At 54.0% G+C, this 13,472-nt stretch carries 10 protein-coding genes; 4 read left to right on the top strand and 6 right to left on the bottom strand.

Annotation, left to right across the window (positions count from 1 at the left end):
- Positions 1-4: 4 nt before the first annotated feature.
- The 4 genes from JAO79_RS13240 (at position 5) to JAO79_RS13255 (ending at position 7,215) form a co-directional block, all read left to right on the top strand.
- Positions 5-1,357 (top strand): DUF1329 domain-containing protein, encoded by a 1,353-nt coding sequence (locus JAO79_RS13240; RefSeq protein ID WP_199007735.1) that lies wholly within the window; start codon positions 5-7, stop codon positions 1,355-1,357.
- Between the two features lie 60 nt (positions 1,358-1,417).
- Positions 1,418-2,374 (top strand): YCF48-related protein, encoded by a 957-nt coding sequence (locus tag JAO79_RS13245; RefSeq protein WP_199007736.1) that lies wholly within the window; start codon positions 1,418-1,420, stop codon positions 2,372-2,374.
- Positions 2,375-2,378: 4 nt separating this feature from the next.
- Positions 2,379-4,799 (top strand): efflux RND transporter permease subunit, encoded by a 2,421-nt coding sequence (locus JAO79_RS13250; RefSeq protein WP_199007737.1) that lies wholly within the window; start codon positions 2,379-2,381, stop codon positions 4,797-4,799.
- Between the two features lie 112 nt (positions 4,800-4,911).
- Positions 4,912-7,215, top strand: a complete 2,304-nt coding sequence (locus JAO79_RS13255) for a tetratricopeptide repeat protein (RefSeq protein WP_199007738.1) — start codon at positions 4,912-4,914, stop codon at positions 7,213-7,215.
- Here the strand turns inward: JAO79_RS13255 and JAO79_RS13260 are convergent.
- The 6 genes from JAO79_RS13260 to JAO79_RS13285 all read right to left on the bottom strand — a co-directional run bounded on the left by JAO79_RS13260 (position 7,161) and on the right by JAO79_RS13285 (position 13,460).
- Positions 7,161-8,513 (bottom strand): BatD family protein, encoded by a 1,353-nt coding sequence (locus JAO79_RS13260; RefSeq protein ID WP_199007739.1) that lies wholly within the window; start codon positions 8,511-8,513, stop codon positions 7,161-7,163. The two genes, JAO79_RS13255 and JAO79_RS13260, sit on opposite strands and share 55 nt — an antisense overlap.
- Complete coding sequence (locus JAO79_RS13265) at positions 8,510-9,760, bottom strand: vWA domain-containing protein (protein ID WP_199007740.1); 1,251 nt, start codon at positions 9,758-9,760, stop codon at positions 8,510-8,512. Before JAO79_RS13265 ends, JAO79_RS13260 begins: the two co-directional genes overlap by 4 nt.
- 259 nt (positions 9,761-10,019) lie before the next feature.
- Positions 10,020-10,745, bottom strand: coding sequence for a VWA domain-containing protein (locus JAO79_RS13270; RefSeq protein WP_199007741.1), 726 nt, complete (start codon positions 10,743-10,745; stop codon positions 10,020-10,022).
- A 271-nt stretch (positions 10,746-11,016) separates the two neighbouring features.
- The gene (locus JAO79_RS13275; protein WP_199007742.1) at positions 11,017-11,502 is read right to left on the bottom strand and encodes a DUF4381 domain-containing protein; all 486 of its coding nucleotides are present in this window, start codon (positions 11,500-11,502) and stop codon (positions 11,017-11,019) included.
- Positions 11,499-12,404 (bottom strand): DUF58 domain-containing protein, encoded by a 906-nt coding sequence (locus tag JAO79_RS13280; RefSeq protein ID WP_199007743.1) that lies wholly within the window; start codon positions 12,402-12,404, stop codon positions 11,499-11,501. Before JAO79_RS13280 ends, JAO79_RS13275 begins: the two co-directional genes overlap by 4 nt.
- An 84-nt stretch (positions 12,405-12,488) precedes the next feature.
- Positions 12,489-13,460: an AAA family ATPase gene (locus JAO79_RS13285; RefSeq protein ID WP_227664637.1), complete on the bottom strand. Its 972-nt coding sequence runs from the start codon at positions 13,458-13,460 to the stop codon at positions 12,489-12,491.
- Positions 13,461-13,472 lie beyond the last annotated feature (12 nt).

Consider the following 13,472-nt stretch of genomic DNA (forward strand, 5'->3'; position numbering starts at 1 on the left):
TACAATGAATATTGCTCGAAATGCACTGTTCCAAGCGATCATGGTTTCGACCAGCATCGTCATGACCAGCCCCGCAACTGCCGCACTCTCTGAAGAGCAAATAGCTAAACTTGGCACCGAACTGACACCCGTTGGCGCTAACCCCGATGCGAACGCGGATGGCACCATTCCTGCTTGGACTGGTGGCTTGACCTCGCCACCTGACGGGTGGTCTCCAGAGCAAGGATACACCGACCCCTTTCCTGAAGATCAGGTTAAGTTCACCATCAACCGAGACAACGTAGAGCAGTACCGTGACAAGCTGAGCGAAGGCCAAATCGCACTGATCCAGAAGTACGACAACTTCAACATGCCTATTTACCAGACTCGTCGCACCGCCGCGCTGCCCGAGGACGTTTACGCCAATATCAAGAAACATGCGGGTGCGGTCGAACTTCAGAGTGTCGGTATCAAAAACCTAAACGGCTCTAATGTGCCGTTTCCGATTCCGGAGAACGGATTACAGGCCATCTGGAACCACAACGTCCGTTACGTTGGTGGCGGTGTCGACCGGGAATACCATTGGTTCCCTGTTCGCGGAAACGGTGACTATTACAAAGTCGGCTTCCACGAGAAGCGCGTATTCGACGAAAACATGGACCGCCCATCGGAAAACCGCTTGTTGAACTACATGGCCGAGTTCACCAATCCGCCGACGCTCGAGGGCACCATTCAATTGGTTCATGAGCCCATCGACCAAGTCAAGGAACCTCGTTCAGCCTGGATCTATAACGTCGGTCAACGACGGGTACGCCGTGCCCCAGATCTAGCGTACGACAATGCCAACGATGGCACGGAAGGTCTTCGCACCACCGATCAGTTTGATGCATATAACGGCGCTCCGGATCGCTACAAGTGGGAACTGAAAGGCAAAAAGGAAATTTATGTTCCCTACAACACCTATAAGCTGAGCGACAAGTCTCTGACATACGATGAAATTCTTGAGAGCAACACCATCAAGTCTGAGCTCATGCGCTACGAACTCCACAGAGTGTGGGTAGTTGAAGCAACGCTCCGGGAAGACAGCAGCCATATCTACGGCAAACGGACCTTCTACCTGGATGAGGATTCTTGGAGCGTCCTGATGGAAGACGCGTACGACACTCGCGGTGACCTATGGCGCGTCAGCCTGCACGGCCTGATTCAGTTCTACGACGCCCAGGTACCCTGGTATCGGTTCAACTTGTTCCACGACTTGAACAATGGCTCTTACCTCGTCTCCAACCTCGCTAACGAAGTAGATGAACCTTGGAAATTCGGAATCGAAGGCCGGTACATTGAATTCCAGCCAGACGCGCTGCGCCGACGGGGACGATAACAACAACTGGCGGCAACATTCGTTGCCGTCTATCCCAGCCTCAAACAGGATATTCCTATCATGTTCAATTACAGATTCGGCGCGAGCCTGCTCGCTCTCGCCTTGGGCGCTGCAGCGCCGGTGGTTCGGGCAGAGGCACCTCGGCTTGAGTTTGACATTTCTCCTCGTCACCTAGCCATTTTCGAGGTTGCTACCATGGGCGATCGCTATTTTGCAGTCGGCGAACGAGGAGTCCTGCTTTCCAGCACTCGTTCCCACCCTGATCAATGGCAAAGTCAGCGTCTACCAGAGCCGCAATCCCTCATAGGATTGGCATTCGGCCTCAACGGGCACGGTGTTGCGGTAGGTCAAGGTGGCGTCATTCTGTCCACGACCAATGGAGGCCACACATGGACGTCGATTGACGTTCAAGCCCATACACGCGGCGACCCTTTCATGGATGTCGCGCACCTTGGTGGCAACCGATTTCTCGCTATCGGGGCTTTTGGTCTGGCCATGGGTTCAAGCGACGGAGGGCTTAGCTGGCAACCGGTTTCCATATCCGAAGATTATTTCGATCGCCATCTCTACGCCATCGTAAAAGCTGGCAACGACTGGCTGCTCATAGGTGAAAGCGGGTCTTTTTTCACCAGCAACGACGCAGGCGTCAACTGGACCCAACGACAATCGCCATATGCTGGCTCGTTTTTCGGTGGCACAGCAACTCCAGACGGAGCGTTGCTTCTCTACGGCATGCGAGGCCAGGTCTGGCGCAGTGAAGATCAAGGCCTAACCTGGAAACGCAGCTCAACCGATACCCAAGTTGCTTTCAATGCCCACGGAATAGGACCGCAAAACCAACTCTATTTGTTTGGTAATGGCGGGCAAGTGCTGATCAGCAAAAACGACGGTCGAAGTTTTGAACCGGCTCAACGCAGTGGTGTGCCCGGTGATATTACCGCCGCCACCCGACTTAATGGAAAGTGGCTGATCGGCAGTACAGCAGGCGTTCGCCTGTGGCAGGCACGGGAGGAGTAACGTAATGAAGACCACCAAGAATCCACATACTTTCACGCGAATATTTGCTCAGGCCGTATTGCGCCATTGCCGCCTGCTGCTCACGATTATGGTTTTGATCACCCTCATTCTGGGCTACTCTGCCAGCAAACTGCGCGTTGAAGCTGGTTTCATGAAAATGATCCCGCTCAGCCACGAATACATGACAACCTTTCTGGACTACCGAGGCGAATTCGTTGGCGCAAACCGGATCATGGTGTCATTGCGCAATGAAAATGGCACGGTGTTCGATAAAGAGTTTCTGGCGTCCCTAAAACAAGCAACTGAGGAGGTGTTTTACCTGACCGGCGTAGAGCGCAGCTCTGTCACCTCGCTTTTCACCCCCAATGCCCGGTACTCTGAGGTCGTCGAAGAAGGATTTACAGGCGGCAACCTGATCGAAGCCGATTACTCCGGCACCGAACAGGAACTGCGGGACATTCGCGAAAGGACCCTTAAATCGAATTGGGTCGGTCGCATTGTATCCAATGACCTTCAATCAGCAATGGTTGTGGCTACCCTCCAAGAGATCAACCCTGAAACGAACGAACAAATCGACCTGCAAGCGATCGGTAACGCCCTCGAAGAAATCCGCTCAGAGCTGGAAACAGATGACATTACGGTCAATATCATCGGATTTTCCAAGGCCATCGGTGATATCGCCAACGGCGCGCGAGGCGTTCTTGTATTCTTCGCTGTTGCCGTGCTGATCATTGCCGTGATGCTATTCTGGTATACCCGCTCGAAGCGACTCACAACCCTGACACTGATTACAGCGGCCGTACCGGTTGTGTGGCTACTCGGCCTTCTGCCAATTCTGGGCCTAACGCTGGACCCCATGTCAATCTTGGTACCTTTCCTCATTTTCGCAATCGCGGTCTCTCATGCAGTACAAATGTGCAACGCATGGAAGCTCGACGTGCTCAATGGTGCCAATATACGGCACGCCGCTGAAGACAGTCTCAGTGACTTGCTAGTGCCAAGTGTCGTGGCACTAACGGCCAACGTTCTTGGCTTTCTCGTGATCGCTTTTGTCGACATTGAAATGGTTCATGAACTGGCACTCACGGCCACTCTGGGTGTCGGCGTCATGATTCTGACAAATGCACTGATGCTGCCGCCCATGCTGTCGATGACAAAAATGGATGAACACGCACTCGAACGGCTTACCAGCAAAGGCTCCCATTTCTGGTTTTGGGAAAAGTTGAGTGTGCTTGCCACCACCCCCAAGGCCTACGTACCTATTACCTGTGCCATTGCACTGACGGTATTTGGTGCCTACCAGGCCGATAAGATGCACGTCGGCGATCTGAGTGACGGTGTACCGGAATTGCGTGACAACGCTCGTTACAACCAAGATGTGAGAGCCGTTGTCTCCCAATACTCGGTCGGTATTGATGTTCTTCAGGTTATCGTTGAAGTCGAGGGTGGCAACATGCCCTGCGTCCAGCCCAGCATAATGCAGCAACTGGAAGAGTTTGAGCTATTTCTTCGTCAGCAGCCGGGAGTCGCGTCGGTTAATGCGCTGCCTGGTTTTGTAAAAGGCGTGACCCAGAATTACGCGGAAACCAGTCCGAAATGGCATGTAGTGCCCGGCAACAAGGCCCAAGTGGCTCAGGGCGTTGCCTTTGCAACACGCAGCGGTAGCACAATGATGAACGCCGATTGCGATGCCATGGCAATGTCGGTTTTCCTCAGCGATCACAAGGCCGACACCATTTCCGACATCGTAGCTGCGGTTAAAACATTCAAAACAACCTATGACAACGATCAGCTTACCTACCGTCTAGCAGCGGGCAATGTTGGCGTAATGGCAGCAACCAACGAAGCCGTCACAGCAGCCAACCCCTGGGTAAACGCGGCATTATTCGTTTCGGTCACCTTGTTGTGTCTGGCCATGTTCCGTAGCCTGAAGATCAGTCTGTGCATCATCCTTCCCCTCGCCCTGGTCACCCTGCTCTGCAACGCGTTCATGTCTTTGTTGGGCATTGGCCTGAAGGTCAATACGCTTCCCGTGATTGCACTCGGTGTCGGTAGCGGCATCGACTATGGCATTTACTTGTTTGAACGGATGAAACACGAATTGGATCAAGGCGCCAGCGTTCAGAAGGCATTCTATGAAGCCCTGAAACAACGAGGCACCGCATCGGCCTTCACCGCTTTGACCATGACGGTATCAGTGGCCACTTGGTACTTCTCGGATCTGAAGTTCCAGGCGGATATGGGCATTCTGCTTGCGTTCATGTTTCTAGTGAACCTACTCGGAGCCATCCTGTTGCTGCCAGCCATCGCAGCGCTTCTGCTCCGCGGCCGAAAATCAACGTTGGTGCGCCAGTCTGCCGCACCGAAAGCAAGCTCACAGACGATCACCTCCCCAAACTATAGGGAGGCACACACCAACAGCTGACTTGTTGCACCCCAACCTTTGCCACCCTACGGGGTGGCTCTTTTTGTTTCTTCCGAGATTGGATCTGGTAACCTCCACTCAATCAGACAAACTTCCATTAAAGGCCTGATGAATGCTGCCCCTTAACTCGTTTGTCATAGTTTTATTCTTCGCCTTGATTTCCCTATCGGCAAAGGCCGCCACAACACCGGGTTATTCGTCGGAAGACCGAGGATATGTAGCCGCTCACACCTGCGAGAGCTGCCATAAATCAGAACATGAGTCCTGGTCCGATTCAGACCATGCTTGGGCGATGCGACCAGCGACCGATCAATCCGTGCTTGGCGATTTTAACAACACGCGGTTCATAGAGGGAGACAGCGAAACCCGTTTTGTCATGCGAGAAAACAACTATTGGGTGGAGATTTCAGGCCCTGAGGGTTTACTGGAGGCTTACCGGGTTGCGTACACCTTCGGCTACAAGCCACTACAACAGTACTTGATAGAGTTTCCGGGCGGTCGGTTACAAGCACTGACCATTGCCTGGGATTCGCGCCCAAAGAAGGACGGTGGTCAGCGCTGGTTCTCTCTCTATCCCGAAAAGCATTTCGCGTCTGGCGACGCGCTTCATTGGACTGGGCGTTACCAGAACTGGAACGCCATGTGTGCAGACTGCCACTCGACCAACCTTACTGTAAATTACAGTGCCAAAGACGATACCTTTTCGACAACCTGGCAAGAGCAAAATGTCGGCTGCCAAGGATGCCACGGTCCAGGACAGAGGCATGTGAACTGGGCAACCTCCCTGAATTCCCGGCCACCCAAGGAGTCCTTGCCAGAGGACAAAGGCCTGGACGTCAAGTTCAACAATCTGTCTGCAGAACGTGTGGTCGAAACCTGCGCTTACTGCCATAGCCGACGCCAATCCATCAAAGATGGGCATCACGCGCAAGAGCCGTATTTGGATAAAGCGCTACCAACGACACTTCGACCCGACTTGTATCATTCTGACGGCCAAATACAAGGCGAAGTCTATGTTTACGGATCCTTTATCCAGAGCAAGATGTCAGCCGCTGGTGTTGATTGCCTTGACTGCCATAACCCCCATACCACCAAGCTCGTCGCCGAAGGTAACGGGCTCTGCTTGCAGTGCCACAACTCGGCCCCGCCACAACGATTTCCATCACTGGAAGCCGGTGACTATGCGTCAGCAAGTCACCACCGGCATAGAGAAGGCTCAGAAGGCGCACAGTGTGTCAATTGCCATATGGCAGAGCAGACATACATGGTGGTAGACCCTAGGCGAGACCACAGTTTCCGAATTCCTCGACCGGATCTTACCGAAACAACCGGCAGCCCCAACGCCTGCAACAATTGCCACACAGCCGAAACGCCGGCCTGGGCCGCAGCCGCGATTGACCGCTGGTTTGAAGCCCCCCAACGCCCCCACCATTATGCCAATGCCCTAAGTTCGTTTCGCAAGGCCGAGGAAAATGCGTTCATCAAACTGGCTGGGCTGATCCGCAAAACAGACACCCCCGCTATCGCGCGGGCCACTGCAGGAGAACATCTTGCCCGCTTTGGGCCAGGCGCAAGTTCAGCGTTGCGATCAGGCTTGCTGGCAAACGAGCCCATCGTCAGAGCCTATGCGGCTAACAGCACCACCTTACTGCCTGTGGAAGAGCGCGTAAATTGGCTGATGCCTCTATTAGCTATGGATCAGCCGACCGCCGTTCGCGACCAAGCCATTCGCGCGCTTGCGGGCATCGAGTCATCGGCGTTCCCTGAAGAGCAGCGATCAATTATTGTGGCACTCAGGAAGGACTATGAAAAACGTCTGATTGCCCAAGCATTCTTACCCGGAACCCGCCTGAACCTCGCCACCTACTTGCAACGGGAAGGCAGATACGACGAAGCGCTGAGCCACTACCAGGCAGCGCTCAGAATGGATCCTGTGTTTGCGCCGGCAAGAATCAATCTTGCGAGTTTAGCCAGCGCGCGAGGCAACAACGAACTCGCCATAAAAACTCTGGAAGAGGGCGTATCGAGAGCGAATACACCGCCGTCTGACCGAGGACACCTTGCCTACCTGCTTGCCCTCGCCCATGTTGACGAGGGCAATACCTCAGCCGCCCTTCCACAGTTCAAACTGGCAACCGAGTTGAACCCGGATAATGCCCGAATTTTTTATAACTATGGTTTGGTACTCGCACGGGTGGGGAATTTAGAGGAGGCCAGCAAGGTATTGCTTAAGGGCACCCATAAACACCCGAACGATACCAGCCTGCTAGATGCCCTGATTTACCTAAGCCTCCAACAAGGCAAACTGGAAAATACACGGACTTTTGCCAAACGCCTTAATCAGCTCGCTCCGGGTAATCCTCAAACGGAGCGTTTGCTTATGGAACTGGACGCGCGGCTCGATTCGTCCCGGTGATTCAGTGGCGGTAAAACCCTGCTGGGCGAGTCGACTCTATCAATAGCTTGCTTGCGCAGCAAAAAAACGCTTATGCATAAAGTTCGTCGGGCGAGCGTCCGGTTTGGTTTCAGACCATAGTATGCGGCAAGCCCCTGAGCCAACATTTGACGATATGCAGCGGCCGCTACAAGCTCTTGCGCGCCTCTCCTATGTGGTGAGCACCGCAGATGGGACTGCAAGCGATAGATCCCTAATAGATCAACCCGCCGCCTGCAAAGCAAACATAGCGCTCGCCAACGCAGATAGAGTGGTGAAAAACACCCTACGCACACGCTACCCTTTATCCACCGGAGGGGCTTTGACCAAAAGCCGGGGAAATACTTCCTCCACACAACACCGAATAACACGATAAGCAACAAGCCACCCCATAAAGGCAGAGGCCCTTTAAAGCGAGGTTTCATTGTTGCGACAGCCTCAGCCACCGGAAACGGATGGCTCACTTCCGGCGCCGGATGGATGACCAATTCGAGCGCAGGCACAGTTGTCTCAACCAACTGGTGGGACGCTTTATTCCACCAGGTCAAAGTCTTTGCCGGAAGCGTCAAAGAACCCGGCCGGTCCGCCACATACGTAACCGCATCAACACGTTGTGCTCCAATAACTTGGCCTCGTTGGTTAGTCAATGCACTGATTTTGGGGGAATTCCTTTGTCCGGCTAATCCAGTAGGGTTCGGCAGTTCAATCGGTGGCATCCGCATCGCCTCCCCCCCGACTGCATGCACCGAAAACTCACGCACAAAGGGGGTTCCGACTGCCAATTCACGGACGTTTGGCTTGAGCTGTTGAGTGACGTTCACCTGATTAGCCATCAACGTTGGCCCACGAGCGGCCAGCGCCTCTGGCAGAATTGCTACAAACCGAACGGGATCTGTGTGCAGAGACACAGGCTGTTCGGTTTGACCGAGCTCTAAGGTGACTTCCAAGGCGGGAATCACGAAGGCACCGGGGGTCGCCGGAACCACTCGGTAGCTGAACGTAAGTCCCACGTATCTTCGCCTATCGCGGGTGATATGCAAGTTACGCCCCTTCGAGCCTTCAAAAACTACTCGGGCCCCCGGCAAATCCAAGTCGCTAAAACGAGGCGGCTCCTTAAACCAAGTATCAGCCATGACATCAACTTCAAGTGTAACCGTACTGCCAATCGTCACTTCTTCGCTGGGGGTCAAGCGCATTTGCATCCAGTAATTCGGACTACCAAACACCGGACCAGAAAGCGCCATCAGCACTAGCAATAATACATGCACCCACTTCCTCACGGTTGCTGCCCCTCGCCAGATTGCACCTGATACTGAAACTTGCGGCGCAAAAAAGCTCTGGGGGAGGCATAAAGGTTCTCTAGCCACACCTCTTCGGTTGTGGAGATCGGCTGCAGCATCGCTTTTTCATTGCCACTGGCGGTAGCCGGATCAACAACTACCTCATCAGCGCCAATGACCGGAGACTGGCCGCGCTCGTTAACCAAACTCGCATGCAATCGTGCAACAACGCCAAGATTCGCCTCGGCTTCAGGAAAGTTCGATCGCCGGGACAAGGCCTCCCGAAAGGCATCCAATGCTTTCTCGAGCTTGAGCTGCTTGGCCAAACTGTTGCCACGGTAAAACCAGGCATTCGCCGAATCTAACTCAGCAAAACTCGACACTGCCGCCTCATAATCCGCCGCGTAGTATGCTGAAAGCCCTTTAAGATATGGGTCCTGAAACCGTTTCGTTGCGAGCGCATACTGTCCCTTCTCAAAAGCCACGCGGCCCTGCTGGTCGGCAGTTAGAAAGGCATCCTCCAACGGACCAGCCAATGCAACAGGCACCAGACCGATCCCAACACCAGGAACCAGAACCGCAAAGCACATCAATCTCAACGCCCAGCCGGACGACCGGAACGCTAGTAAAATCAGACCCAATAATACCCAAACCAGCCAGTATCCACCGTCCTTCCAGAGTAGGGCGGCGTCCTGATAGCCCGCATCTCGAAAATGTGCCAAGGCATTCAGTTCCAGCCATTCCAGATCACTGGTATCGATTGCCATGCTTCCAACCTTCGCATCCACAGTGTCGGCGAATGCTTGTATCCGACCAACAGCCAATTCAGACGCCGGCATCAAAACCAGCAGTTGTAGTTTCATTTTCTTCAGGCGAGCATGCATGACCTTAGCTTGATCCGGAGAAACCCGATCGGTGAGGAAAACCAATGTCCCGGGAGTCTGACCATTGTCCAACAAAAACCGCGCCTGCTCGACGACTGCCAGCATATTGCGCCCCTCCGTTTGAACCAGCCCCGGCGTCAGCGCATCTAAATACAGGTTAAGTAGGTCTGAATCCCGAGTGGGTGGCAGCACCAGGTGTGCCGTTCCTGCGTAGGCTATTAATCCAATTCGAGTGGTGGGATTGCGGGCAATCAAAGCCTGAACTTTGGCCTTCGCTACCCCCATCCGCGTCGATGCATCACGCGGCTCGCCCATACTGTCCGACACATCGATAGCTAGAATGAGGGGCGCAATATTTTCCATAAACGGTGGCCGTTCCTTGTTCCAGCTCGGCCCCGCCACGGCTATTCCGCCAACGATTAACATAGCGCTGAGCAAATGAACCCGTCGGACCCGGCAGGTCGGCCTAGACTCCACCCGCAAGTGCCGGGCAAAGCGCAAAGGGATGACAGACGTCCGCCCCGACTCTCTCTCTCTGAGAACTCTCTGCGTGTACGGCAGCAACAGACCAACCAAAACAAAAACCAACCCCCAAGGCCGGATAAGGTGCAGCGTATCTAGTTCACCCCCTATCATCTGGCTCTCCGCAACCCAATTGCGGGCTATTACGATTCGCTGCACCGACAATTTCATTCAAAAAGAACACGATCAAAACAACCAATGCCAGTAGGACAGGTACCCAGAACCATTGGACCTTGGGCTGAAAAGACAACGTTTCCGTTTCATGGGGCGTCAGCCCATCAAGCGTGTCATACACCGACTCCAGCGCCTTGGCGTCTGATGCCATAAAAAATTGGCCGCCAGTACTCTCGGCAATCTCAGTCAAGCTTTCTGCATCGACCTCCTCATCTCCGCGGGATCCCAAACGTCCCACCGCGATGGTGTGAATTTGAACCCTCTTCCGCTTTGCAATTTCTGCCGCTTGCAATGGGCTCAGCCTGCTGGCGGTATCCTTCCCATCGGTGAGCAAAATCAGTATCTTTTGGTTCTGGTGACTGTCTTCCATCATGCTAATCGACAACCCGATACCATCACCGATTGCTGTATTTGACCCAGCCAATCCGGTGCGCAGATCGGCCAACAATCGGCGTACAGTGGCATGATCTTTTGTCGGATTCGCTTGCACAAACGCACGATCACCAAACACCAATAACCCTATTCGATCGTCGCGCCGTTTAGTAATAAACTCATCGACCACCATTCGAACGGCTGACAAGCGATCTGTCACAGATCCGTCTGGTCGTTCGAAATCGCCTGTTGCCATTGATTGGGATAAGTCAATGGCCAATACCAGATCCCGAACCGGCTCTTGGACGGATATAGGCGGGAGTAATTCCACTGGCCTGGCAGCGGCTACCAAAAGCAGCAACCAAACCAGCCAAGAAGCTGCAAGCCAATAGTCGCTCCGAATGCACTTACTCGCCGCCACTTCAGTCGCAAGCGTTGCTTGAAGCTCGGGCGTGAAGGTAACCCTTAGAGCAGGCTCCTCCTCTTGAAAGCACGGCAGCCAGCGATAGACGAACCATGGCAGTATTGCCAATAGGAGCAACCAGGGGTAATCAAACTGGAGCACGGTGGGTTTCCAACCAGTGCCGACATTGTTTTATCAAGTCAGCGGGCTGAATAGAGAGCAAACGATGATCGGGCGCATAGGCCAGTTCAACAAGCCGCCGCCCCACATCGTCGGCGACCGGCTCCGTAGCAAGCCGCTGCATACAAAGAGACAGTGAGGCCTGAGCTCTGTTCTGCCCAGAACTCATATCCACATAAAGGACTACCCGCTTCATAAGCACCGGTAGATCTCGGAGGGCCGACACACTATCCGGCTGTTCGCGCCACGTCTGCTCAAGCTGCGCGAGCTCGGCGAGAGCCTCACGGCGATAGCGGTTCTGATAAAATGCGAGCAGACGGCGAAAAACAAAGTAAGAAACAAGTAAGCCACTCACAACAAAAATCACCCACCACCCCCATGTTTGGGGCCAGAACGCCGGTAACTCGGGAGCTGGAAGCTCCTGCAGGTTGGCTAATGTCTTCGACAGGCTCACAACTTACCCCCAAACCCACGAAGATACTGGTCAACGGTTGCTTCACCGGCACTGACTGGCAAAACGGGTATTCGGTTTCTTCGCATCACCGCCTGAACACCCTCCAAGCGCTGTTTCAGATACTCAGAGATGGGCTCTCGCATACGTCGGCGCCCCAAATCCAGTGAGATCTGCTGTTCACCCTCCATCAGCGTAACTCGACCATAGGTAGGCAGATTCAAAGCGATGGGGTCATAGACCTGAAAGGCCAGCACGTCATTATGCCGGGCCAACCGACGGATACGTCTGAGCGTGGTCGTTTCTTCGCCCTTGTCACTTATGCCCATAAAGTCACTTACGAGGTAAATGGTATGGTCGTGAGGCGCGCTGTTCAGGCATCGAGCTAACAACTGATCAAAATCGACGGCTCCGGACACCCCGCGCTCGGCATGCAGCTCCCGATTTTGGCGATGTATCGTGGCCAGACACTGCTGCAGTCGTTGGCGGGACCGATGAGGCGCTACCGTATCAATACGCTGGTCGTTGAACACCATAACGCCCACACGATCTCCGCTGTGAAACGCACTCCACCCAAGGAGTGCGCCAAGTTCCGCAGCGGTATACGATTTAAAATTCAGGCAGGAGCCGAAAAACATGTTCATCCGCTGGTCGCAAACCACTATGGTTGGGCGATCCCGCTCCTCCAAAAAACTGCGTACAAATGGCTGGCCCGTTCTCGCCGTCGCCCGACGATCTATGTACCTGAGATCATCACCAGGCTGGTAATGTCGTAACTCTTCAAAATCCAACCCACGATCACGAAACAGAGAGGTGTGCCCGCCAGCCAAAAGACTGTTTCGGTTCCACGGACACCTAACACTCATCAGCCGCCCTGGCGTTTCCAGTGTGATCAGGCTGCTCATATCAACATACACACCCTCCTCGCCTGAAACGGAGGAGGCTATATCATGCTGATTTCTTGCCTGTCCTGATGCCATGATCACCCCTTACGCAGGAACGGACACCTGCTCGAGTAACCGATCAATCACCTGATCGGGGCTCACTTGATCCGCTATCGCCTCATAGTTGAGTCGCACGCGATGACGAAGGACTGGGTGACAAACAGCGCGGACATTGTCCGGCGTAACATACTCCTGCCCAGCAAGCCAGGCATGGGCACGCGCCGCACGGTCCAGCGAAATCGCGCCCCGCGTACTAATACCAGCGTCAAGCCAACTCTGAATCTTTCTGTCGGTGAGCTGCCCTGGCCGGGTGCCATGAATGAGATCAACAATGTAGGCATCAATCGTTGGCGCCACAAACAATTGATCTACTTCCCGTCGGGCTGCGAGCACCCAATCAGCTGACAAACGCTCAGTCCCCACTTCAGAAGACATGTTTACTGTCTCCGCGCGCACCAATCGCAGCACTTCACACTCATCGGCGTGAGACGGATAATTTAAGGTCACCTTCATCAGAAATCGGTCCAACTGAGCTTCTGGAAGCTGGTACGTGCCTTCCTGCTCGATTGGGTTTTGCGTTGCCAACACCATAAACAGAGGTGCCATGGTATGAGTCGTGCCAGACACCGTAATCTGCCGTTCTTCCATGGCCTCCAACAAAGCCGCCTGAACCTTAGCGGGTGCTCGATTAATCTCATCCGCAAGAACAAGATTGCCGAACAACGGCCCCGGATCAAAACGAAACATTTGACTCCCTCCCTCCTGGTGCAAGACCTCCGCACCGGTCAGATCCGAGGGCAACAAATCCGGCGTAAACTGGATGCGTTTCATCTGTGCATCCAGATTTTTTGCAAGCGTTTTCACTGTTCGGGTTTTAGCCAAACCGGGCAGGCTTTCGAGCAGAACATGGCCATCCGCCAACAACGCCACCATGATCTGACCGATTAATTCAGACTGACCCAGAATCTGACGATCAACACGCTCTCTCAGACTTTGCATTGCATGCCATGGCGTCATGTTCTATGCCCC

The organism is Marinobacter litoralis (assembly GCF_016427555.1).
Classification (GTDB): Bacteria; Pseudomonadota; Gammaproteobacteria; order Pseudomonadales; family Oleiphilaceae; genus Marinobacter; species Marinobacter litoralis_A.